General features: G+C 63.8%; 24 protein-coding genes. 15 read left to right on the top strand and 9 right to left on the bottom strand.

Annotated features, from left to right (window positions below; translation table 11 throughout):
• The first annotated feature begins 87 nt into the window (after nucleotides 1–87).
• The 13 genes from ABIA96_RS01335 (at nucleotide 88) to ABIA96_RS01275 (ending at nucleotide 12,003) form a co-directional block, all read left to right on the top strand.
• Complete coding sequence (locus ABIA96_RS01335; RefSeq protein WP_354135212.1) at nucleotides 88–543, top strand: phasin; 456 nt, start codon at nucleotides 88–90, stop codon at nucleotides 541–543.
• Between the two features lie 191 nt (nucleotides 544–734).
• Entirely contained in the window at nucleotides 735–2,021 is a 1,287-nt protein-coding gene (locus tag ABIA96_RS01330) for a DUF445 domain-containing protein (RefSeq protein ID WP_354135211.1), read from the top strand.
• Between the two features lie 201 nt (nucleotides 2,022–2,222).
• Entirely contained in the window at nucleotides 2,223–2,993 is a 771-nt protein-coding gene (locus tag ABIA96_RS01325) for an esterase/lipase family protein (protein ID WP_354135210.1), read from the top strand.
• A gap of 435 nt (nucleotides 2,994–3,428) precedes the next feature.
• Complete coding sequence (paaX, locus tag ABIA96_RS01320) at nucleotides 3,429–4,295, top strand: phenylacetic acid degradation operon negative regulatory protein PaaX (RefSeq protein ID WP_354135209.1); 867 nt, start codon at nucleotides 3,429–3,431, stop codon at nucleotides 4,293–4,295.
• 77 nt (nucleotides 4,296–4,372) lie between these two features.
• Nucleotides 4,373–5,365 carry a 1,2-phenylacetyl-CoA epoxidase subunit PaaA gene (paaA, locus tag ABIA96_RS01315; protein ID WP_354135208.1) on the top strand — a complete coding sequence of 331 codons (993 nt, stop codon included), beginning with the start codon at nucleotides 4,373–4,375 and terminating at the stop codon, nucleotides 5,363–5,365.
• Between the two features lie 10 nt (nucleotides 5,366–5,375).
• A complete protein-coding gene (gene paaB / locus ABIA96_RS01310; protein ID WP_211401400.1) occupies nucleotides 5,376–5,663 on the top strand; it encodes a 1,2-phenylacetyl-CoA epoxidase subunit PaaB in 288 nt (95 codons plus the stop codon).
• A complete protein-coding gene (gene paaC, locus ABIA96_RS01305) occupies nucleotides 5,663–6,439 on the top strand; it encodes a 1,2-phenylacetyl-CoA epoxidase subunit PaaC (protein ID WP_354135207.1) in 777 nt (258 codons plus the stop codon). Before paaB ends, paaC begins: the two co-directional genes overlap by 1 nt.
• On the top strand, nucleotides 6,433–6,936 hold the full coding sequence (gene paaD, locus ABIA96_RS01300; protein WP_354135206.1) for a 1,2-phenylacetyl-CoA epoxidase subunit PaaD: 504 nt from the start codon (nucleotides 6,433–6,435) through the stop codon (nucleotides 6,934–6,936). The genes paaC and paaD overlap by 7 nt, the downstream gene beginning before the upstream one ends.
• Nucleotides 6,937–6,938: 2 nt before the next feature.
• Nucleotides 6,939–8,021: a 1,2-phenylacetyl-CoA epoxidase subunit PaaE gene (paaE, locus tag ABIA96_RS01295; protein WP_354135205.1), complete on the top strand. Its 1,083-nt coding sequence runs from the start codon at nucleotides 6,939–6,941 to the stop codon at nucleotides 8,019–8,021.
• Between the two features lie 55 nt (nucleotides 8,022–8,076).
• Nucleotides 8,077–8,526, top strand: coding sequence for a hydroxyphenylacetyl-CoA thioesterase PaaI (gene paaI, locus ABIA96_RS01290; RefSeq protein WP_354135204.1), 450 nt, complete (start codon nucleotides 8,077–8,079; stop codon nucleotides 8,524–8,526).
• A 31-nt stretch (nucleotides 8,527–8,557) separates the two neighbouring features.
• Entirely contained in the window at nucleotides 8,558–9,889 is a 1,332-nt protein-coding gene (gene paaK, locus ABIA96_RS01285; RefSeq protein ID WP_354135203.1) for a phenylacetate--CoA ligase PaaK, read from the top strand.
• Between the two features lie 51 nt (nucleotides 9,890–9,940).
• Complete coding sequence (locus ABIA96_RS01280) at nucleotides 9,941–10,945, top strand: quinone oxidoreductase family protein (protein WP_354135202.1); 1,005 nt, start codon at nucleotides 9,941–9,943, stop codon at nucleotides 10,943–10,945.
• Nucleotides 10,946–10,947: 2 nt separating this feature from the next.
• A complete protein-coding gene (locus tag ABIA96_RS01275) occupies nucleotides 10,948–12,003 on the top strand; it encodes a YeeE/YedE family protein (RefSeq protein WP_354135696.1) in 1,056 nt (351 codons plus the stop codon).
• On the opposite strand, the gene ABIA96_RS01270 is transcribed toward ABIA96_RS01275, so the two are convergent.
• Nucleotides 11,982–12,899: a DMT family transporter gene (locus ABIA96_RS01270; protein WP_354135201.1), complete on the bottom strand. Its 918-nt coding sequence runs from the start codon at nucleotides 12,897–12,899 to the stop codon at nucleotides 11,982–11,984. The genes ABIA96_RS01275 and ABIA96_RS01270 overlap by 22 nt on opposite strands.
• A gap of 100 nt (nucleotides 12,900–12,999) precedes the next feature.
• Between ABIA96_RS01270 and pdxR the strand changes: the two genes are divergently transcribed.
• Complete coding sequence (gene pdxR / locus ABIA96_RS01265) at nucleotides 13,000–14,430, top strand: MocR-like pyridoxine biosynthesis transcription factor PdxR (protein ID WP_354135695.1); 1,431 nt, start codon at nucleotides 13,000–13,002, stop codon at nucleotides 14,428–14,430.
• A gap of 2 nt (nucleotides 14,431–14,432) precedes the next feature.
• Here the strand turns inward: pdxR and ABIA96_RS01260 are convergent, their stop codons facing one another.
• The 5 genes from ABIA96_RS01260 to ABIA96_RS01240 form a co-directional block, all read right to left on the bottom strand.
• A complete protein-coding gene (locus ABIA96_RS01260) occupies nucleotides 14,433–15,656 on the bottom strand; it encodes a bifunctional alpha/beta hydrolase/OsmC family protein (protein WP_354135200.1) in 1,224 nt (407 codons plus the stop codon).
• A gap of 25 nt (nucleotides 15,657–15,681) precedes the next feature.
• Nucleotides 15,682–16,341 carry a sulfite oxidase-like oxidoreductase gene (locus ABIA96_RS01255; protein WP_354135199.1) on the bottom strand — a complete coding sequence of 220 codons (660 nt, stop codon included), beginning with the start codon at nucleotides 16,339–16,341 and terminating at the stop codon, nucleotides 15,682–15,684.
• A gap of 18 nt (nucleotides 16,342–16,359) precedes the next feature.
• Complete coding sequence (locus ABIA96_RS01250) at nucleotides 16,360–17,682, bottom strand: MFS transporter (RefSeq protein WP_354135198.1); 1,323 nt, start codon at nucleotides 17,680–17,682, stop codon at nucleotides 16,360–16,362.
• Between the two features lie 30 nt (nucleotides 17,683–17,712).
• On the bottom strand, nucleotides 17,713–18,933 hold the full coding sequence (locus tag ABIA96_RS01245) for a cytochrome P450 (RefSeq protein WP_354135197.1): 1,221 nt from the start codon (nucleotides 18,931–18,933) through the stop codon (nucleotides 17,713–17,715).
• 63 nt (nucleotides 18,934–18,996) lie between these two features.
• The gene (locus tag ABIA96_RS01240; RefSeq protein ID WP_018648108.1) at nucleotides 18,997–19,206 is read right to left on the bottom strand and encodes a ferredoxin; all 210 of its coding nucleotides are present in this window, start codon (nucleotides 19,204–19,206) and stop codon (nucleotides 18,997–18,999) included.
• A gap of 155 nt (nucleotides 19,207–19,361) precedes the next feature.
• Here ABIA96_RS01240 and ABIA96_RS01235 point away from each other — a divergent pair, with 155 nt between their 5' ends.
• A complete protein-coding gene (locus ABIA96_RS01235; protein ID WP_354135196.1) occupies nucleotides 19,362–20,009 on the top strand; it encodes a TetR/AcrR family transcriptional regulator in 648 nt (215 codons plus the stop codon).
• Here the strand turns inward: ABIA96_RS01235 and ABIA96_RS01230 are convergent.
• Genes ABIA96_RS01230 through ABIA96_RS01220 form a run of 3 tightly spaced genes read right to left on the bottom strand, consistent with a single transcriptional unit; the run spans nucleotide 20,006 to nucleotide 23,077 of the window.
• Nucleotides 20,006–20,644, bottom strand: coding sequence for an aspartate/glutamate racemase family protein (locus ABIA96_RS01230; RefSeq protein WP_354135195.1), 639 nt, complete (start codon nucleotides 20,642–20,644; stop codon nucleotides 20,006–20,008). The genes ABIA96_RS01235 and ABIA96_RS01230 overlap by 4 nt on opposite strands.
• A gap of 57 nt (nucleotides 20,645–20,701) precedes the next feature.
• The gene (locus ABIA96_RS01225; protein ID WP_354135194.1) at nucleotides 20,702–21,715 is read right to left on the bottom strand and encodes an amino acid ABC transporter substrate-binding protein; all 1,014 of its coding nucleotides are present in this window, start codon (nucleotides 21,713–21,715) and stop codon (nucleotides 20,702–20,704) included.
• A gap of 12 nt (nucleotides 21,716–21,727) precedes the next feature.
• On the bottom strand, nucleotides 21,728–23,077 hold the full coding sequence (locus ABIA96_RS01220) for an aspartate aminotransferase family protein (RefSeq protein WP_354135193.1): 1,350 nt from the start codon (nucleotides 23,075–23,077) through the stop codon (nucleotides 21,728–21,730).
• Nucleotide 23,078 lies beyond the last annotated feature (1 nt).

The raw sequence follows: 23,078 nt of genomic DNA, 5'->3' as shown, positions 1-23,078 counted from the left end.
AATTAATGATGCCATACAAGCCGTGCCCCGGGCCAAAACCGACGGGGTGAGCCCATAGCTCAACCCAATGAGGATGGAGAGACCCCAATGACCACCGAAACCAACACCGCTTTCGAAGGCTTCAAGGACGCGTTCAAGAACATCCAGAACCTGGAAGTTCCCGAGGCCGCCCGCGAATTCGTGAAGAAGACCGCCAACACCGCCAAGGACCGTGCTGCGGAGGCTTTCGCTGGCTCCGAGCGCGTGACCGCCGCGGTCGAGAACGCGGTGACCGAGTCCGTCACTGAAGCCGGCAAGATCAGCCGCAACATCCAGCAGGCGATCTACGAGGACGCCGAGGCGTTCTTCTCGGGCATCGACAAGCTCGCGTCCGCCAAGTCGTTCAGCGAAGCCGTCGAGATCCAGTCGAGCATGCTCCGTGCCCGCGGCGAAGTGTTCGTCTCGCGCGCCAAGGCGACCGCCGACTATTTCGGCAAGCTCGCCGCCAACGGCGCGAAGTCCGCTCAGGACAACTTTGCCAAGGTCTACAACAAGACCGCCTGATCTGGCGCCCTGAGCACAAACTGAAATTTGAGGCCCGCTTCGGCGGGCCTTTTGTTTTTGCGCCGCCGCGGCCGTCATCCTCTCCGCCGTCATTGCGAGGAGCCCTTGCGACGAAGCAATCCAGAGCCTCTCCGCGGAAAGACTCTGGATTGCTTCGCTTCGCCCGCAATGACGGGTAGGGTGATGCAGTGATGACTCCACCCGCCAGCTTCTCTTTCGACACTCCCGGCGATGCCGAACGTGCGGCCGAGTTGCGCCGCGTGAAAGCGCTGGCGACGCTGGTGCTGGCCTCAACGCTTCTGCTGTTCGTCGTCGCGAAATGGCTTCTCCCCGTGCATCCCGTGTTCGGCTTCATCGCCGCCTTCGCGGAAGCCGCAACCATCGGCGGCCTCGCCGACTGGTATGCCGTGGTCGCGCTGTTCAAGCGGCCGCTGGGCCTGCCGATCCCGCACACTGCGATCATCCAGAGCAACCAGGCCCGCATCGCCGAGAAACTCGGCGAGTTCATCCAGGTGCATTTCCTCGAGGCAGGCCCCGTCGAGGCCAAGCTGAGGGAGATCGATTTCGGCTCCTTCGTTGCCGACTGGCTGCGTGATCGCAAGCGCAGCGACGATCTTGCGCGCTTCGCGCTACGTCTGTTGCCGGAGGCGGTCTCCGCGACCGAGAGCTCCGGCTTGATGACCTTCATCATCCGCCGCATGTCCTCTCAGATTCAGGCGATTGACCTTGCGCCGCTCGCCGCCGGCACGCTGCGCGGCTTCGTGGCGGAGGGGCGGCATCAGATCCTGTTCGACGACCTCCTGCGCGTGATGCACGAGACGTTGAACCAGACAGAGACGATGGCGATGATCCGCGAGAAGGTGCGCGCGGAATTGCCGACCCTGCTTAGGCTCTATCGCGCCGACAAGTTTCTGGTGAACAAGATCGTGTCATCGGCGACTGCCTTCTTCAATGAGGTGCGCAGCGATCCCAAGCATCCGTTCCGTGGCGAGTTTGACCGCATGGTGCTGAGCTTCGTCGATCGCCTTGGCACCGATCAGGCCTATATCGATCGCATCGACGGTCTGAAGCGCGATCTGCTGGCGCGGCCTGAGCTTGCCGATCTCGCTCGCACCGTCTGGGCCAACACGCGCTCGTTCATTGAGCGCAGTGCATCGGGCGAAACGCAGGTGCTGCAGCACCATCTCGCCGGAATGTTCGTTTCGGCGGGCGAAGCGCTGGCCGGCGACGCCGAACTTCGCGGCGACATCAACAAGGGCTTGGTGACAGTGCTGCGCAGCATCGTGGCCGACCAGAAGAGCGGCGTCTCGACCTTCATCTCCGATCAGGTCAAGGCGTGGGATATGGCGCAGCTGATTTCGCTGATCGAAATCAACATCGGGCGTGACCTGCAATACATCCGCTTCAACGGCTCGTTGATTGGCGGCCTCGCCGGACTTACGCTGTACTCCGTAGAATTCCTGCTCCGATTGTTGTGACTTTTGCGTCACGCCCGTTAGCATTAACGCGCGGGCCTATTGTGGCCTTACGTCTCTCCCGCTTGAATGTGCGGAACCGGCCGCCTAGCTGATTCATGTTGCGCTGCGGAACGTTCAAGAAGCCGGCGTATTGGAATTCATGCCCACTGCCGGCGTCGCAGCCGGCGGGCTTTCAGGAATTCTTGCCCAGGGGATCCATTGATGACCGCTACTGCCCACACGCTGCGTCCGCCGTCCCGTACTCTGATGTTTCTGGAAGGGCGCGCGATCCACGAGTTCGGCGCATTCCTCGGCGCATTGCCGCTGCTGAGCCTCGCGCCCCGCGGCGATGGGCATCCGGTGCTCGTGTTGCCGGGCCTTGTTGCCTCCGACGAGTCCACGCGCGCGCTGCGCACCTTTCTGACCAGCAAGGGCTATGCGGTAAGCGGTTGGCGTCAGGGCCGCAATTACGGTCTGCGTGACGGCGTGCAGCATGCGATGGTCGATCTGGTCGAGGAGCTCAGCGACAAGCATGGCCGCAAGATCAGTCTGGTTGGCTGGAGCCTCGGCGGCCTCTATGCACGTCAGCTCGCCAAGATGATGCCCGACCGCGTGCGTCAGGTGATCACGCTCGGCAGCCCCTTCGCGGGTAACCCCCGTTCGACCAATGCCTGGCGCGTCTATGAATGGGCGAGCGGGCGGAAGTCCGACGAGGTCGACCCGGAGTTCGGTGGCGATCTCGCCGTCCCTCCGCCGGTGCCGACCACCGCCATCTTTAGCCGTACCGACGGCGTCTGCGCCTGGCAGGGCTGCATGGAGAAGACCGGTGCGCAGACCGAAAGCATTGAGGTCGAAAGCAGTCATTGCGGCATGGGCCACCATCCTGCAGTCGTCTACGCCGTCGCCGACCGCCTCGCGCAGAAGGAAGGCCAGTGGCGGCCGTTCGACCGCAGCGGCTGGCGCAGTCTCGCGTATCCCGATCCGCATAGGTAGCGCGCTTCTTCACCTCGCCCCGCTTGCGGCAGGCCAATCGCATATGGGAGCGATTCCCCCCGTAGCCATCCTTCGAGACGCCCGCCGTTGGCGGGCCCTCAGGATGAGGACCGAGTGTGCGGCCGTCGTTTCGACCAGCACCAATGCCACTTAGCCTCATCCTGAGGAGACCGCGAAGCGGTCGTCTCGAAGGACGAGGCGCGCGCTGCGATCGCGCAAACTGCCATATGCGATTGCCCTACCGCTTGCGGGGAGAGGTCGGATCGCATCGGAGATGCGATCCGGGTGAGGGGGGACAGGTCCCACGGCCATCCCATTCGCGGAGAGAGCCCCTCTCCCCGTAAGAACGGGGAGAGGGAGTACAGGAAGCGGCGTCACGGCAGCCGTCGCGTCCGTCCATTGTCGCGCCCGTACCAAACGCGCTATGCCTCGCGCATGGCGCATCCGCTCTCCCGCATCATCGACCAGTTCAAGCGTGAGCCGTCACGTACGGGGTCCATCGTCATCACCATGTTCGGCGACGCCATCGTGCCGCGCGGGGGATCGGTCTGGCTCGGTACGCTGCTGGCGTTCTTCGAGAGCCTGGACATCGATGCCGGCGTGGTGCGCACCGCCATGTCGCGCCTCGCTGCCGATGGCTGGCTGACGCGCGAAAAGGTCGGCCGCAACAGTTTTTATCGTCTCGCCGAGAAGGGCCGCGAAACGTTCGAGGCCGCGACGCGCCACATCTATGATCCGCCGACATCCGACTGGACCGGGCGCTTCGAGCTGCTCCTGATCGGCAATGGCGAGGACCGCGATGCCTCGCGCGACGCGCTCCGCAATGCCGGCTTCGGTAGCCCGCTGCCGGGCGTCTGGGTCGCGCCGTCGGGTGTTCCGGTGCCGGAGGAGGCTGCTTGTGCCATCCGCCTTGAAGTTTCGGCCGAGGATGATAGCGGCCGCCGTCTGCTTAGCGCGAGCTGGCCGCTGGAGCGCACCGCTAACGCCTATCTGAAATTCATGAAGACGTTCGAGCCGCTTCGCGCCGCGATCGCGCGCGGCGCGGATCTGTCCGAGGCCGACGCCTTCACCGCCCGCATCCTTCTGATCCACGACTACCGCCGCGTGGTGCTGCGCGATCCGTTGTTGCCCGAGAGCCTGCTGCCAGGGGATTGGCCGGGCAAGGCGGCCCGCGAGCTCTGTGGCGAGATCTATCGCGCACTGCTTGCCCCGTCGGAACAATGGCTTGATGGCCATGGAACCAACGAGAAGGGCCTACTGCCGCCGGCCCGGAAGCTGCTGGAGAGGAGGTTCGAGGCTTGATCTATATGTTACAGAAATAACTTGCATGAAGTAATTTATGTTATATATTTCCTTCCAATAAAACGGGAGGAATGCGCATGTATACCCAGGCGCTCAACACGGCCGAGACCGACGATCGCGGTCTTGAGGACGCGGCCAAAGCTGCGCAGTTCCAGGCCCGCATCGATGCCGAAGAGCGCATCGAGCCGAACGACTGGATGCCGGCGGCCTATCGCAAGACGCTCACCCGCCAGATTTCCCAGCACGCCCATTCCGAGATCGTCGGCATGCTGCCCGAAGGCAACTGGATCACGCGCGCGCCATCGCTGCGGCGCAAGGCAGCGCTGCTGGCGAAGGTGCAGGATGAATGCGGCCACGGACTTTATCTCTACGCCGCCGCCGAGACGCTCGGCACGTCGCGCGAGGAGTTGGTCGACGCGATGCTCGCAGGCAAAGCCAAATATTCCTCGATCTTCAACTATCCCACGCTGACCTGGGCTGACATCGGCACCATCGGCTGGCTGGTCGACGGCGCCGCGATCATGAACCAGATTCCGCTGTGCCGCTGCTCCTATGGTCCCTATGCGCGCGCGATGATCCGCGTCTGCAAGGAGGAATCATTCCATCAGCGCCAGGGCTACGAGATCATGCTGACGCTGTGCCGCGGCTCGGACGAGCAGAAGGCGATGGCGCAGGATGCGCTGGAACGTTGGTGGTGGCCGGTGCTGATGATGTTCGGCCCGCCGGACGCGACGAGCCAGCACAGCGACATTTCGACGAAGTGGAAGATCAAGCGCTTCTCCAATGACGAGCTGCGTCAGAAGTTCGTCGATGCCACCGTGCCGCAGGCGCAATATCTCGGCCTCACCATTCCCGATCCCGGAATGACTAGGGATGCGGAAGGCCACTGGCGCTACAGCGACATCGACTGGGCCGAGTTCAAGCAGGTGCTCGCCGGCAACGGCCCCTGCAATCGCGACCGCATGACCACCCGCCGCAAGTCGCATGACGAGGGCGCCTGGGTGCGTGAGGCAGCCGCCGCCTATGCCGCCAAGCGCGCGCAGCGTCGGACCGCACAAGCCGCGGAATAGGGAGATTACGATGGCCACGCCGAATACGCCGCTGTGGGAAGTCTTCATTCGCAGCCGCAACGGGCTCGCGCACAAGCATGTCGGCTCGCTGCATGCGAGCGACACGACCATGGCCTTGCAGGCCGCCCGCGACATCTACACTCGCCGCGGGGAGGGGCTCTCAATCTGGGTCGTGCCGTCGACCGCGATCACCGCGAGCGATCCGGCCGAGAAGGGCATGATGTTCGAGCCGGCGGAATCGAAGATCTACCGGCATCCGACATTCTATGAAGTGCCCGAGGAAGTGGGGCATATGTGATGCCAGCCGCCAACATCCAGGTTTCCGAGACGCCGCTGGTGCTCTACGCGCTGCGTCGCGCCGACGATGCGCTGATCCTCGGCCATCGGCTGTCGGAATGGTGCGGGCATGCGCCGATGATGGAAGAGGACATGGCGCTCTCCAACATCGCGCTCGACCTGATTGGCCAGGCCCGCGAGCTCTACAGCTACGCCGCCAAGGCTGAAGGCAAGGACAACGACGAGGACAAGCTCGCTTATTTGCGCGACGTTCGGCAGTACCGCAATCTGCTGCTGGTCGAGCAGCCGAACGGTGACTTTGCCCAGACCCTGGTACGGCAGTTCTTCTATTCCGCCTTCGCCGACCTTTACTGGCGCGCGATGATGAGTTCGCGGGATACGACGCTCGCGGCCATTGCTGCGAAGTCGGAGAAGGAGAGTGCCTATCATCTGCGCCATGCCTCGGAGTGGATCATCCGGCTCGGCGACGGCACGGACGAGAGCCACCAACGGGCGCAGGCCGCGATTGATCACCTCTGGGCCTTTACTGGCGAGATGTTTGCCGTAGATGAAGGCGAACGCGCTCTGATCCATGCCGGCATCGCCGTCGATCCAGTGACTTTGCGTGGCCGCTGGCTGACGACGCTCTCTGAGGTCATCAGTGAAGCGACGTTGGCCTTGCCGCAGAACGGCTGGATGCAGCAGGGCGGCCGCGCCGGCCGCCACAGCGAGCATCTCGGCCATCTCCTGTCCGAGCTGCAATCGATGCAGCGTACCTTCCCGGGGCAGACATGGTGACGGTGCTGGAGCCTGATAGCGAGTTGCGCCGGCGTGCCTGGGACGCCGCGGCAAGCGTGGTCGATCCGGAAATTCCGGTGCTGACCATCGCCGATCTCGGCGTGCTCCGGGACGTCTCTGTTGATGGCGATCATGTCGAGGTCGCGATTACGCCAACCTATTCGGGCTGCCCTGCGATGAATATGATCGCGTTGGAAATCGAGATCGCGTTGGAGCGCGCGGGCTTTCGTCAGCCGAAAGTCCACACCATGCTGTCGCCGGCCTGGACCACGGACTGGATGAGCGAGGAGGGTCGCCGCAAGCTGCGCGCCTACGGTATCGCGCCGCCGCAAGCCTCGAACTCACGCCGCGCGCTGTTCGGCGAGCAGGCCGTCACGTGCCCGCAATGTGGCTCAGGGAATACGGAAGTCTTGTCCGAATTCGGCTCGACCTCCTGCAAAGCCCTGTGGCGCTGCAAGGCCTGCCGCGAACCCTTCGATTACTTCAAGTGTCATTGACCATGTCAGCAGCCGCACCGCGCTTCCATCGCCTCGCCATCAACGATCTCCGTCGCGAGGCGTCGGACGCCGTTTCGATGACCTTCACCATTCCGCGCGAGCTTGCTGATGACTATGCTTTCAGCCCCGGCCAGTACCTTACGCTCCGGACCATGCTCGACGGTGAGGAGGTACGCCGCTCCTATTCCATCTGTTCGGGCCCTGACGACGGCGAGATCCGCATTGCCGTGAAGAAGGTCGACGGCGGTGCGTTCTCGAGCTGGGCAGCGGACGAGTTGAAACGCGGCGACGAGCTCGATGTGATGACGCCGACCGGGCGTTTTGGCGTGGTCCCGCTGGTCGATGCCGGACGTATCCATGTCGGCTTCGCAGCCGGCTCCGGCATCACGCCGATCCTGTCGATCGTGAAGGGTGTGCTGGCGCGCGAGCCCGATAGCCGTTTCTTCCTGTTCTACGGCAACCGCGCGACCGACAACATCATGTTCCTCGAGGCGCTCGAGGAGTTGAAGGACCGTTTCATCGACCGCCTCTCGATCTTCCACGTCATCTCCGGCGAGGAGCAGGACATTCCGATCCTGCATGGCCGGCTCGACGGCGACAAGGTAAGGGTGCTGTTGCGCTCGCTGGTGCCGGCCGAAAGCGTCGACCACGTCTTCATCTGCGGTCCGTCCGGCATGAGCGAGGACGTCGACGCGGCGTGCCGCGGCCTCGGGATCACGGAGGAGCGCATTCACGTTGAACGGTTCGTCTCCGAATTCGGCGGCAAGCCGCGGCCGAAGAAAGTCGTCGCTCCCGACGCGCCACCAAAGGCGATTGCCTCCCTGATCATCGATGGCAAACGTCGCGACGTGCCGGTCGCCGAGGACGAGGCGATCCTCGATGCCGCGCTGCGCGCCGGCGTCGACCTTCCCTTCGCCTGCAAGGGCGGCATGTGCTCGACCTGCCGCGCAAAACTGGTCGAGGGCGAGGCCCCGATGGACCTCAATTATTCGCTGGAGCCCTGGGAGCTGAAGGCCGGTTTTGTTCTCACCTGTCAGGCCAAGCCATCGTCGGAGCGGGTCGTCGTCGACTACGACCACGTTTGACAGTGTTGGCCAACCAGCAGAACATCATGAGCAAGCATCTTGCCGGGAGAAGCGCGTGAACGTCAAAGCCGCCCTGTCGCCTGAGGATATTGCCCGCGCCTGCGCCGATGCGATGTTGGCGGAGGATGACGCCTCCAAGGGTCTCGGCATGGAGATCGTCGAGGTCGGTCCGGGTTTCGCGACGCTTGCCATGACGGTGCGGCCGGACATGGTCAACGGCCAGCGCATTGCCCATGGCGGCTTCATCTTCACGCTCGCCGATTCCGCGTTCGCCTTTGCCTGCAATTCGCACAACGATCGAGTCGTGGCCGCACAGGGTCAGATCACTTTCATCAAGCCGGGCAGGCTCGGCGACCGCCTCGTCGCGAAGGCGCGAGAAGTCACCCGTGGTGGCCGCTCCGGCATCTACGACGTGCGCGTCACCGCCGGCGACACCGTTATCGCCGAATTTCGCGGGCATTCGCGTGTCATTCCCGGCGCGTGGCTGCCGGCGCAAGGTCAATAAACGAAGAACAAATCGATGTGGGGAAACGAGAATGGCTTCGACGAAGCTGAAGGAAGGCGGCCGGAACTATAGTGCCGAGCTGGACGCGCAGGAGCGCGCCTCGCGCGACGAGATCATGGCGCTGCAGAAGCAGCGGCTGGCCTGGTCGCTCAAGCACGCCTATGACAACGTCGCGCATTATCGCAAGGCTTTTGACAAGGCTGGCGTGCATCCGTCCGATCTTCGCGAGCTTTCTGATCTCGCAAAATTTCCGTTCACCGTGAAGACGGATCTCCGCGACAATTACCCCTTCAACATGTTTGCCGTGCCGCGTGAAAAACTGGTGCGTGTGCATGCGTCCTCCGGCACGACGGGCAAACCGATTGTGGTGGGTTACACGCAACGCGATATCGACACCTGGTCGGAGGTGATGGCGCGCTCGATCCGAGCTGCCGGCGGCCGCACCGGCATGATCATCCATAATGCCTATGGCTATGGCCTCTTCACCGGCGGGCTTGGCGTACATTACGGCGCCGAAAAACTCGGCTGCACGGTAGTGCCGATTTCCGGCGGCATGACCGAGCGGCAGGTGCAACTCATCAACGACTTCAGGCCCGACATCATCACGGTGACTCCGAGCTACATGCTGGCGATCCTGGACGAGTTCAAGCGTCAGAAGCTCGATCCGCGGCAGTGCTCGCTCAAGGTCGGCATCTTCGGTGCCGAGCCCTGGACCAATGCGATGCGCGGCGAGATCGAGGACGCCTTTGATATGGATGCGACCGACATTTATGGCCTCTCCGAAGTGATCGGGCCCGGCGTTGCGCAAGAATGCATCGAGACCAAGGACGGCCTGCACATCTGGGAGGACCACTTCTACCCCGAGGTGATCGATCCCCAAACGGGCGCGGTGCTGCCCGACGGCGAGAAGGGCGAGTTGGTCTTCACCTCGCTCACCAAGGAAGCCTTCCCGGTGATCCGCTATCGCACCCGCGACCTGACCCGGCTGCTGCCGGGCACGGCACGGCCGGGGATGCGGCGGATGGAAAAGGTCACGGGCCGCTCCGACGACATGATCATCCTGCGCGGCGTCAATCTGTTTCCGACCCAGATCGAGGAAGCGCTGCTCGCGACCGACTGGTGCGGCGGCCACTTCATCCTCGAACTCACCCGCGAAGGCCGCATGGACGAACTGACCATCATCGCCGAGGCGCGGCCCGAAAGCTGGGACGGAAGGGGTCTCGTCGAGCATGCCGACCGAATCTCGATGCATATCAAGAACACGATCGGCATCAGCTCCAGGGTGCAGGTGGTCGCGCCGACCACGCTGGAACGCTCGCTCGGCAAGGCCAGGCGGCTCTACGACAAGCGGCCGAAGGATTGACTTGACCGGCCCCAAAGGCGACAAGGCCCGCAAGAAATGGTGGGTCTTTCGATGTCATCAGCCGATCCAAAAGCCGTCGAGGCTCGCTGCGTCCGCCTCAACGGCAAGGCCGAGAACGCCGCTGCGGTTGCACCCAGCGTCGAACATCATACACTCACGCGCGGCCCGAACGATCTTCTGATCTTGGTGAAAGCCGCCGCCGTCAATCCGTCCGACGTCAAGGCTGCGACGGGGCTGATGGCCTATGCCGTGTTCCCGCGCACGCCCGGTCGCGACTATGCGGGCGTGGTGGTCGACGGGCCGGCCGGCACGGTCGGCCGCGAGGTGTTCGGCTCCTCCGGTGATCTCGGTATCCGCCGCGATGGCACACACGCAAGCCATCTCGTGGTCGAAGCTGATGCGGTCGTGGAGAAGCCGAAGAGCGTATCCTGGGAAGAGGCCGCGGGCATCGGCGTGCCCTTCGTCACGGCAATGGAAGGCTTTCGCCGAGCCGGCATCCCCAAGTCCGGAGACACCGTTCTGGTGTTTGGCGTCAACGGCAAGGTCGGCCAGGCCGCGGTGCAGATCGCGACCTGGCAGGGCGCGAAGGTCGTCGGCGTGGTGCGCAAGGCGGAAGCTTATGAAGGTCACAGCAACGCGCCCATCGAGGTGATCGACGCTTCCGCAACGGATGTCGCCACACGCGTGCACGAATTGACCGGCGGCAAGGGCGCCGACATCGTCTTCAACACGGTCGGCGATCCCTATTTTCAGGCTGCGCACAAATCGCTTGCGCTGCGCGGCCGCCAAATCCTGATCGCCGCGATCGACCGCATCGTGCAGTTCAACATTCTCGAATTCTATCGGGGACAGCACACCTATGTCGGCATCGACACGCTCGGGCTCTCCTCGGTTGCGACGGGCGCGGTGCTGCGCGATCTCGACGCCGGCTTTGCCTGTGGCCAGCTGAAGCCGTTCCGGATCAAGGCGAATGCGATCTATCCGCTCGAGCACGCCAAGGAGGCCTACGTCGCAGTCGCCGGCTCGTCGCGAGATCGTGTGATCCTGAAGCCGTAATGATGGAGCCGACCCAACTCGTCATCCTTGCCGGCCTCGTCATTGGCCTTGTCTACGGCGCCGTTGGCCTGCTCAGCGGCTTCTGCCTGATGAGCAGCATGCGCGGCTTTCTGGCGGAGGGAGATGGCCGGCTGGTACGGTCCTATGCGCTGGCGATTGCGGTTGCCATCGCCGCAAGCCAGTTCCTCGCGGGCAACGGCATGGTCGATCTCGGCAAGTCGATCTATCTGCAACAGACATTCTCCGTACCGGTGCTGTTCTTCGGCGGACTGCTGTTCGGCTATGGGATGGTGCTGTCGAACGGCTGCGGTTCGCGCGCACTGGTGCTGCTCGGTCGCGGCAATCTCCGCTCTTTCGTCGTCGTGATCGTGCTCGCCATTGCGGCGCAGATGGCGCTCAAAGGCCTGATCGCGCCGGCGCGCATTGCGCTGGTTCAGGCTTCGCAAACGACCATCGGCGCAAATTCGCTGCCCACACTGTTGGCGACCCTTGGTTTTGGTGAAGCCGTTTCCCGCGCGCTTGCGGCAGCGGTGATCGTCGTCGCGCTGGTTCTGTTTGCCTTCGCACATCCGGCGTTCCGCCGCTCACCCGGTCAGATCACGGCAGGCGTCGTCATCGGTCTGCTCATCGCTGGCGGCTGGTACGTCACCGGCTATCTCGGTGCTGACGATTTCAATCCGGTGCCGGTGACCTCGCTTACTTTCATCGCGCCGATCGCCGATGCGCTGCAATATGCGATGCTTTCGACCGGGCTGACGCTAAACTTCGGCATTGCGACGGTGGCCGGCGTCTTCGCGGGTAGCCTGATAACCGCGCTTGCCACGGGCCGCTTCCATCTCGAAGGCTATTCTTCGCCGCGCCACATGCTGCGTTCGGCCGGTGGCGCCGCGCTGATGGGGATCGGCGGCGTGATGGCGTTTGGCTGCTCGATCGGGCAGGGGCTCACCGGCATCTCGACGCTCGCGCTGGGCTCGTTCATTGCGGTCGCCGGCATCCTGCTCGGCGCGACGGCCGGCCTGCGCGGTAGCTTGCGCGTTCAACCGCTCGCCGTAGCCTGACGGCGCAGCAGCCGGTCGCCCAGCGTCGCCAGGCCAATTCCGGTCACGATCAGCGCGGCTGCGATGACAAGGCTCATGTCGATCGGCTCGCCCAGCAGGATCGCCGCGCTGGCGATGCCGACGAGCGGCGTCCCGGTGGTGCCAAGCGCCGTCGTCAGCGCCGAGATGCTCTTGTTGACCATCGACATCGCCCAATAGGCCAGCGCGGTCCCGATCAGGCCGGAATACAGGAACAGCAGCACGAGCCTCCACGACCATTCCGCGTGCGGCAGGCCATCCGTGATCAGCGCCGCCCCTGTGAGCACGATGGTTGCCACGAGCACCTGCCAGATCAACAGCTGAAGCGGGGACGCGATCCAGCGATGCGCGCGGATATAGATGATGTTCGCGGCCCAGGAGATCGCGGCGAGGATGACCATGCCGGCGCCGAGCACGACATTGGTATTAGTCCAGTCGATCGAGGTTGGGTTCAGGATCACGGCAAGGCCGATCAGCCCAAGCAGGGCGCCGACGAGTTTTGGCGCAGTCAGCGTGTCCTTCCCCAGCAACGGTGCTGCGATCGCGACCCAGAGCGGCGTGGTGTAGCCGAGCACAATGCCCTTGCTTGCGGGCAGAAAACGGAGGCCCGTCGCGACCAGGACCGAGAACAGCGTCATGTGCAGCAGCGCCACGCTGAGGACCACGGGAATGTCTCGCCGCTCCGGGATCACCAGATTGTTGCTCAGTCCGAGGATCACGAACAATCCAGCCAGCGCGATCCAGCTCCGGATCGCCGACGTCCACAGCGGCGGAAGGAATTGGACGAGCTGCTTCGTCATCGACCAGTTCACGCCCCAGGCCAGCACGACGATAAGGAACAGGCCGACGGCTGTGCGGGGAGAGAGGGTAGAGTTCATCGCAGAATCCTTGAAGCGGTGTGGTCTGCGAGATAGCATCCTGGCTGGTACCTGAAAAAGTGCCAGATCGGAGACGAATGAAGTGCCAGTCTCGGAAAGCATGATCTCCGGTTTGATCGGCCTGAACCGGACCGATGAAGAGGGGCTGGTGGCCCAGCTGACCAGCCAGCTCCGAAACCTGATCTCGACCGGCCGCCTCGCCAAAGGCCGCGCGCTGCCGTCGAGCCGCCGGCTAGCGAACGATCTCGGCGTTTCGCGCAACACGGTGACTTACGCGTTCGAGCAGCTCGCTGCCGAAGGCTATCTTGAGGCGTCGCGCGGACGTCGTCCTGTGGTTACGGTCGATGGTGCTGAGCGCATCGAAAGAGCGGGCGCCGTGGCTTCGCGTGTTCGCGCCGTCAAGCCGCAGCTCTCGCCTTGGGCATCCAGGCTCAAGCAGACGGACTGGCCGATGTCCTATCAGGCTCCGCTCAAGCCGTTGCGTCCGGGGCATGGCGATTTCAGGGAGTTTCCGAACGAGGTGTGGGCGCGTTGCCTGCGCCGCAGCGCCGTGCGCGCGGCCAGGCGCGAGCTTGGTCCGGTCAACCGCACACGCCTGCGCGAGGCGTTGGCGCATTATCTCGCGACCAGCAGAGGCGTTCGCGCCACGGCCGACCAAATTATGATCCTGCCAAGCGCACAGGCCGCGCTGACCTTGATTGCGGCTGCGCTCATTGCGCCGGGCGACGGCGTCTGGGTCGAGGATCCCGGCTATCCCGGCGCCGCGGCCGCCTTCCGTGCATCTGGCGCGCGCGTGACCGGTATTAGACTCGACGAGCAGGGCATGCAGCGGATGCCGGGAATGGGCGTGCCCAAGCTCGTCTTCATGACGCCGTCGCACCAGCATCCGACCGGACGGCTGATGTCGCTGGCCCGCCGCACCGAGTTTCTCGGGTCAAGCAGGCCCGGCAAGACCTGGATCGTCGAGGACGATTATGACGGTGAATTCCACTATGACAGCCGGCCGGTGCCGGCCTTGCAGGGGCTCGATACCCATGGTCGCGTGTTTTATGTCGGCACGTTCTCGAAGGCGATGACGTCGGATATCCGGCTCGGCTATCTCGTGGTTCCACCGGCGCTGGTCAGCACATTCGAGATCGCACAGCGGCACATTGGGTTGATCGCTTCCAGTCACATCCAGGAAGCGCTCGCCGAGTTTATCGCCGACGGGCATTTTTTGGCGCATCTGCGTCGGATGCGCCGGCTCTATCACGCGCGCCGTGATCACCTCGCCGAGGGACTGGAGCGCCATCTCGGCGAGGTGCTCTCGGTCGAGGTGCCGTCCGGCGGCATCCAGCTCGTCGCCCGCCTCAAACGGGGACGTGCCGATCAGGCTGCGGTCAAGCGGCTCGTCGAGGCGGGCGTCGAAACCCGTCCTCTATCCAGCCTGGCACTGGGCAAGCCGCGCGATCATGGCCTGCTGCTCGGCTTTGCGGCCTGGCGCGAGAGCGAGATCAGTGCGGCAGTGCGAACGATGGCGTCGTGCTTCTAACGCTAGTCCACCGCTTTCGTGACGATGCGGATCTCCGAGGTCAGCGTCCGGTGCACCGGGCACTTGTCGGCGATTTCCATCAGTTTCTTGCGCTGGTCGGCATCGAGCGCGCCGTCGATTGCGATGTCGCGCTCGATCTGGTCGAGCATGCCGTCCCGCGTCTCGCACTCCGCGCAATCCTTGGCGTAAATCTTGGAATGCTTCAGCGTGACGGTGACGCGGTCGAGCGGCAGCGACTTGCGGTCGGCATAGAGGCGCATGGTCATGGAGGTGCAGGCGCCGAGACCGGCGAGCAGGAAGTCATATGGCCCGGGGCCGGCATCCTCGCCGCCAGCGGCGATCGGCTCGTCCGCCACCAGATGATGCGGCCCGACGGTGATGATCTGGTTGAACTTGCTCTTGCGGGTCTCCTGGACCACGACCTTCCGCGGTTCCTCGGCGACGTCCATCGCGTTTGCGGGCTTTGCCGTGTCGATATATCGGCTCGCCCAGGCAGCGATCACGTCGGCTGCGTAGAGCGAATCGGCCGGCTTGGTCAGCAGATGATCGGCGTGGTCGAGTGAGACGAAGCTCTTGGGATGTTTCGCCGCCACGAAAATCCTGGTCGCATTGTCGATGCCGACGGTGTCGTCGACGGGGGACTGCATCACCAGCAACGCCTTGTGCAGGCCAGTAATGTCATTCATCAGCTTGTGTTCGGCGACGTCGTCGAGGAATTCGCGCTTGATCCGGAACGGGCGGCCGACGAGCGAGACCTCGACTTCCCCCTGCGTGCGGATGTTGTCGAGATGCTCTTTGAACAGGCCTGTGACATGCGCCGGATCGGACGGCGCTGCGATGGTCACGACCGCCTTGGCTTCAGGAATGTTCCCGGCCGCCGCAAGGATAGCGGCACCGCCAAGGCTGTGGCCGATCAAGATCGAAGGCGCCTTGCGCGTTGCGCGCAGATGATCGGCTGCGCGCACAAGATCGGCGACGTTGGAGGAGAACGTCGAATTGGCAAATTCGCCTTCACTGGAGCCAAGCCCGGTGAAGTCGAAGCGCAGCACCGCGATGCGTTTGGCGGCGAGCGCGACTGAGATGCGGTTTGCGGCGAGCGTGTCTTTGCCGCAGGTGAAACAATGCGCGAACAGCGCGAAGGCTGTGGGCTCGCCATCCGGCAGTTCCAGCGCGGCCGCGAGCTGATGGCCGCCTTCGCCGGTGAATTGAAAGCGTTCCGTCGGCATGGGCTTTCCCCGTTCTTGCTTGAACCTAGTCGCCTGAATAACGCTGCTCGGCCCAGGGATCGCCGCGGTTATGGTAACCGCGGACTTCCCAGAAGCCCGGCGCGTCGTCGGTCAGGAATTCGATGGCCTGGAGCCACTTCGCGCTCTTCCAGAAATAGAGATGCGGCACGACCAGCCGCACCGGGCCGCCATGCTCGTCCGACAGCGGCTCGCCCGACCAGCTATGGGCGAGCAGCGCGTCCTCGGCGGCAAAGTCTTCCAGCGCGAGGTTGGTGGTGTAGCCATCATGGGAATGCAGAACGACGAAGCGCGCATCGTCACGCGGCTGGCAGGCCGCCAGCAGCTCGCGTGTCGCTAGTCCTTCCCACTCATTGTCGTAGCGCGACCAGGTCGTCACGCAATGGATGTCGGAGGTGAATTGATCCTGCCTTTGCGCCGTGAATTCGGCAAAGGTCCAGAACACGGGATTTTCGATTGCGCCATAGACGTCGAGCCGCCAGCGCTCGCGCGAGATCGGCGGCATGACCCCGAGATCGAGCACGGGCCAGTCCTTGGTGAGATGCTGGCCGGGCGGCAGCCGTTGGTCCTCCGGGCGGGTGATCTTGCCGGTGAGGAACCGGCCCTCGCGCGCCCATTTCTCCTTGGAGCGCGTCAGCTTGCTGTCGGATGGCGTCTCGTCGGCCATGTTCTACTCGTGAATCGGCTACTCGTGGCGATGCATCGCGGAGGCGTGCTTGGTGTCGCGCATGGTGGAATAGATGATCAGCGACAGGCAGATGACGCCGGCGAGATAATAGTAGAACCATTCCTCGTGCCCGATGGTTTTGAAGTAGAGCGCGATTGCAGGCGCCGTGCCGCCGAAGATCGAGACCGTGATGGCATAGGGCAGGCCGACGCCGAGGGCGCGGACGTTGGTCGGGAACAGCTCCGCCTTCACCACAGCGTTGATCGAGGTGTAGCCGGCGACGAACAGCCAGGCGCAGCAGATCAGTATGAACGCCATGAAGGGCGATTTGGTCTCCTTCAACGTCATCAGTAGCGGCACGGTCGCGAGCGTGCCGGCGACACCGAAGAAAATCAGCAGCGGCTTGCGGCCGATCTTGTCGGAAATCGCGCCGTAGATCGGTTGCAGGATGGTCGCGAAGATCAGAGTGCCGAAGATCACGAAAGTGGTCTGGTCCTCGGTCAGCCCGACCGAGAGTTTTACGAAGGTCTGCATGTAGGTGGTAAAGGTGTAGAATGCCGCGGTGCCGCCCGCTGTCAGGCCGACGACCAGCAAAAGCTCCCGCGGATATTTCAGAAGATTCGCTATCGAGCCGGTTGGCTTCACCACCTTCTTGGCTTCCTCGAACGCCTCGGTCTCGTGCAGGCCGCGCCGCATCACTGCGGCGAAGATGGCGAGCATGGCGCCGATCGCGAACGGGATGCGCCAGCCCCAGGCCCTCAGTTCCTCCGGCGTCAGGAAGACCTTTTGCAGGAGAAGCAGCACGATGATGGCGGTGAGCTGGCCGCCGATCAGCGTGACGTATTGAAAGCTCGAATAGAAGCCGCGATGCTTGGGATCGGCGACCTCGCTCAGATACGTGGCGCTGGCACCGTATTCGCCGCCGAGGCTGAGGCCCTCGATCACGCGGGCGAGCGCCAGGATCACCGGTGCCGCAAAGCCGATGGTGGCATAGGTCGGCGTCAGCGCGATGATCAGCGAGCCGAAGCACATGAAGACGACCGACAGTGTCAGCGAGATCCGTCGCCCGTAGTGATCGGCGATATACCCGAACAACCAGCCCCCCAGCGGGCGCATCAGGAAGGTTGCCGCGAACACCACGGCAACGTTCAGTTGCTGCACCACGGGATCGCTGCCGGGGAAGAAGGCAGGCGCGAAATAGAGCGCAAACGCCGTATAGGCGTAAAAATCGTACCATTCGACGAGATTGCCGATCGAGCCAATAAAGATCGCCTTGATCCGGCGCTTGGCGTCGGCGATGTCGAATTGGTCGGAGCCCGGTTGGGTTGCTTGCACAGTCACGTCCGGCCTCCCAGAATCCTGTCTGGGAGCTTACATCGTCTTTCCGAGCAAAAATGGCAACTGGCGGGGGCCTCTGACCGTGCCCTGCGACCAGGTCACGGTGCCTGCCGGGTCGAGCCGGAAGTCCGGAATCCGCTTCAGCCATTCCTCGAGCGCGACCTGCATCTCCATCCGCGCCAAATTGGAACCGACGCAGCGGTGGATGCCGAGGCCAAAGGCGGCGTGGCGATTCTCTCGCCGGTCGATCACGACCTTGTCAGCGTCCGGAAACATCTTCGGGTCGCGGTTCGCTGCAGGGAAGGACAGCAACACCATGTTGCCCGCTTTGACCGGGCAGCCCGAAATCGTTGTGTCCTTGACAACCTCGCGCGCCATGGTGACCGGCGAGTAGGCGCGCAGCAGCTCCTCCACGGCGGTCGGGATCAACTCGGGCTCGGCGATCAGACGTTCGCGGTCGGCCGGCGTTCGAGCGAGGTGCCAGAGCGAGGAACCGATCGCGCTCCAGGTGGTGTCGATGCCGGCGATCAGAAGCAGACGTAGCGAGCCCAGCACGTGCGACTCCTCCAGCGGCTGGCCTTCCTTGTCCTTGGCATTCATCAGATAGGAGATGAGGTCGTTGGTCGGCTTCGACCTCCGCTCCTCGATATGCGTCCTGAAATAGGCGCTCATCTCCTGTACGGCCTGGAGCAGCTTGGTCTCGTCCTTGATGCCGAGCTCGAGGATCATGTGGATCCAGTTGATGAAGAGATCGCTGTCGCTCTCGGGAATGCCGAGCATGTGCGCAATGGCCTGAACCGGAATGTACTTGCTGTAGCGTGTTGCGGCGTCGACCTTGCCGTCGGCGATGAAGCCGTCGATCAGTTCGTTGCAGATCGCGCGCATTCGCGGTTCCAGCTTCCTCATCGCATCCGGCGTGAAGGGCGGCAGCAGCAATTGCTTGGCCGGCTTGTGCACGGGCGGATCGGACGTGATCGGCGGGGCCGCGTTCCGTGCGACCTCGGACCGGACGTTGCGGACGATGATACGGCGCGACGAAAAATGCTCGGTATCGTTGGCGATTTCGCGAACGGCCTCATAGGTCGTCGGCATGTAGCAGCCGAGAAAGCGCTCGGTATGCACGACCGGACCTGCCGCCCGCAGCTCTTCCCAGATCGGGAATGGATCGTCCGTCCATTGCGGATCGGTGTGGTCGAAATCGTTGACCCAGTCGGTTACGGGCGGATGGGCGGCGGGCTGGCTGACGTCGGACATATCCGGAAATCCCTTGGGGCTCGTGTTCGCTGAAGGCACGCGAGGCGCGCGGCAGAGGCCGCGCTACTCCTCGATCACATCGATCGCGATTTCCGGGCAATTCGATTTGGCAAGCCAGGCCTTGTCTTCGAGGCCTGGTGGAACTGTGCCGTCTCCGGCCTCATGGGCGTTGCCGTACTCGTCGAGCTCGAACAGCTCCGGCGCCAGCGCCTTGCAGCGCGCGTGGCCCTGGCATTTGTCGGGATCGACGTGAACCTTCAGTCGTTCTGCCATTGCGGCTCCCTCGGTCGCATGCGCGTGGCCCGAAGGGCGACGCGTTCCTCTTGTCAATATTGTCTACGGCACTTGCCGCTTATTCTAAGTTATATGCTATTACATTCGCGACAGGCTTCCCCTGTCAAGCGCAAACTTATAGGCTTCGCCGTAACATGCGTTCACAACTCGCTCGAAAGCCCGAAAACACCTACCACCATGGCGATCTCCGCGACGCCTTGATCAAGGCTGCGTTGCGCGAGGCGGAGCAGGGCGGGGCGGAAGCGATCAGCATCAAGGCGCTGGCAAAGCAGCTCGGTGTCTCGCAACCAGCGCCGTACCGCCATTTTGCTGACCGCGATGCGCTGCTCGCCGCCGTGACGGCAGAGGCGTTCCGGCAGTTCAGCGCGCTGCTGCGCGAGGCGATGGCGAAGCCGTCGAAGCAATCGAAATTGTCGCGACTGGCGCAGGCGACGCTCGACTTCGGTCTGCGTCGTAACGGCGTCTACCGCCTGATGTTCGCGTCCCGCACCGTCTCTTGCGCTGTCAAGGGCAGCGAGCTGCATGAGGCCACGCGCGAGACGTTTGAGCTTGTGATCGAGGCGCTGGAAACGCCTGCGGTCGGATATTTGCGCGAGCGGCAGGCCCTCAAGATCTGGGCGGCGCTGCATGGCGTGGTGATGCTGGCCGAGCAGGGCCTCTTCACCGGCGAGGCCGCACATGCCACGCGCGAGGAGCTGGTTGAGGACTTTGTGAACGAAACGAAGGCCGCGCTCGCCGTTGCGATCAAGGACGCGCAGCGCCGGAAGAAGGCGGGCGCTTAAGCCTTTTCTTTCAGCAGCCGCATCAGCTTCTCGATCGCACTGTCCGGCGTCGTTACGACGGGACGGCCGGTGGCTTCTGCAACCAGCGGTGCCGTTGCCGCGATGCTGAACTGGGCTAGCGCAATGACGTCGCAATCGCGCAGGTCCTTTGACGCCTCGACCATCAGTCGGTCATGCGTGGCGCGGTCACCGCGGTCGAGCGCTGCCAGGGCGCCTTCGGCCAGTTTTGGCACGATCTGGACGGAGGCCGGAAACTCCGGCGGCATCGAGACCAGCGTCGGCGGGAAGGTCGAGAGCAGGCCGATACGCTTGCCCATCGTCACCGCCCGCTCGATCATGGCCTCGTTTGGCTTCAGCACCGGCATCGGCGCATGGGCCCGCGCAACCGCCTCGATGCACGGGCCGAAGGCCGAGCAGGTGAACAGGATCGCATTCGCCCCGGTCGCCGCCGCATAATCGCCGAGCGCAAGAAAGCGCTCGGTCATGGCATCGTTGAGCGCGCCGTCGCGCGCCAAATCCGCCGACAGGCTGTCGTCGAGCAGGTTCATCAGCCGCGCCTCCGGCCACGCCTGCGCGAACGCCGCCTCGATCGGGGCGATGGAGTGCTTGAGGGCGTGGATCAAGGCGATGCGCATGATTTTCTTTTCGCCCTCTCCCCGTACTTTCGGGGAGAGGGTTGGAGTGAGGGCTCTTTACTTGAACGGCACGGCGTACATCAAGCCGCCCTTGCTCCAGAGCCCGTTGAGGCCGCGCTCGAGCTTGAGCGGGCTCGCCTTGCCGACATTGCGCTCATAAATCTCGCCGTAATTGCCCGTGGCCTTGATCGTCGTGACGAGCCATTTGTTGTCGAGACCGAGCCGCGAGCCGAGATCGCCGGAGGCGCCCAGCAGACGCTGGATGGCGGGTGTCTGCGACTTCGTCATTTCGTCAACATTGGCCTGGGTGACGCCAAGCTCCTCAGCCTCGATCAGGCCGTAATGCAGCCAGGTGATGATGTCGCTCCAGACCTCGTCGCCGTTGCGCGTGAAGGGGCCGAGCGGCTCCTTGCTGATGGTCTGCGGCAACACAACATAGTCGTCCGGGTTCGGCGCCGCAGTGGTGACGGCACCCGCAAGTGCGGAGGCGTCCTGCGTCATGGCATCGCAGCGGCCGCCGAAGAACGTCTGGTACATGGTGTCGACGCGGTCGAACACCAGCGGCTTCCAGTCGATGCCATTGGCACGGCCGTAATCGCCGAGCGTGACTTCATGCGTGGTGCCCTGCGCGACGCAAACGGTGGCGCCCTTGAGGTCCTTGATCTCCTTCACGCCGAGGTCCTTCTTTACGACAAAACCCTGGCCGTCGTAGAAGTTGATCGGACCCTGCCGCAGGCCGAGCGTGACGCCGCGCAAATAGGTTTGCGTCGAGTTGCGGTAGAGCACGTCGATCTCGCCCGATTGCAGCGCAGTGAAGCGGTTCTGCGCGGTCAGCGAAACATAACGCACCTTGTTGGGATCGCCGAGCACGCCGGCCGCGAGCGCGCGGCAATAATCGACGTCGAGGCCCTTGTAATTGCCTTGCGAGTCCGGCGCCGAGAAGCCGGCAAAGCCGGCGCTGACGCCGCACACCAGCGTGCCGCGGCTCTTGACCGTGTCGAGCGTCGCCGCCTGCGCGACCACCGTCGATGCTGCGAGCACGCCCGCCGTGATAATCATTGTCCTCGTCATGCTACTCTCCCCTCAGTGATTGACACTACGCAACACATTGTCGACGGCCGTGCCGAGCTTGTCGACGATCCGATCGATTTCGTCAGCCGAAACGATATAGGGCGGCGCAAGCAGCACATGATCGCCACGGACGCCGTCCACGGTGCCACCGCCGGGATAGCAGCCGAGCCCGTTGGCGAAAGCTTCCGCCTTGATCTTCTGGTTCAACTTGAGCGCCGGATCGAACGATGTGCGGCCGGCGCGATCGGCCACGAGCTCGATGGCCCAAAACAGCCCGCGACCCCTGATATCTCCGACATGGCGGTGATTGCCGAATCGTTCGGTAAGTCGCTGCTCGAGCTGTCGGCCGCGCTGCTTCACTTGCTCAAGCATATTATCCTCGCGGATCACATCCTGCACCGCGAGCGCAGCCGCGCAGGCGAGGGGGTGTGCCAGATAAGTATGGCCGTGCTGGAACGCTCCGGAGCCGGAGCGGATGGTGTCGATGATCTTGCCGCTCGCGAGCATTGCGCCGATCGGCTGGTAACCACCGCCGAGGCCCTTCGCGATCGCCTGGATGTCAGGCGCAATGCCTTCCTGTTCCCATGCGTGCGTCGTGCCGGTGCGGCCCATGCCAGACATCACCTCGTCAAGGATGAGCAGCGCGCCATGCCGGTTGCAGATCTCACGCACGGCTTTGAAGTAGCCGTCCGGCGCCGTCACCGCGCCAGCGGTGGCGCCGACGACCGGCTCCGCCAGGAATGCGGCAACGGTGTTGGGGCCAAGCCGCTGAAACTCGGCTTCAAGCTCCGCGGCGAGCCGCGCCACGAACTGTGTATCGGATTCGCCGTCGTGCTTCTCGTGATAGGCAAAGGCCGGCGTTACGTGGCTGAACGCAGCGGAGAGCAACGGCGCATACGGCGCGCGGCGCCAGGCATTGCCACCGGCGGCGAGCGCCCCGAGTGTGTTGCCGTGATAGCTCTGCCGCCGCGCGATGAAATGCTGCCGCTGCGGCTCGCCGCGCTCGATGAAATATTGTCGCGCGAGCTTGATGCTGGCTTCGATCGCCTCCGATCCGCCGCTGACGAAATAAGCATAGGCAAGACCGCCGGGTTCATGGCCGACCAGAGTCTCGGCGAGGGCCTCGGCCGGCTCGGAGGAGAAGAAGGCGGTGTGGGCATAGGCGAGCGTTGAGGCCTGCTTCGCCATCGCAGCGATCACACGCGGATGCTGATGGCCAAGGCAGGACACCGCCGCGCCGCCGGACGCGTCGATCACACGGCGTCCGTCCTCGGCAAAGAGATAGACGCCTTCGCCGCCGATCGCCTTGGGGGGCGTCTCACGCAACGAGCGATGCAGCACGCGGCTGGTGCGGGTGCTCATG

This window comes from Bradyrhizobium sp. LB11.1 (assembly GCF_040549385.1).
Taxonomy (GTDB): Bacteria; Pseudomonadota; Alphaproteobacteria; order Rhizobiales; family Xanthobacteraceae; genus Bradyrhizobium.
This window is presented reverse-complemented; position numbering and strand designations above follow the sequence as displayed.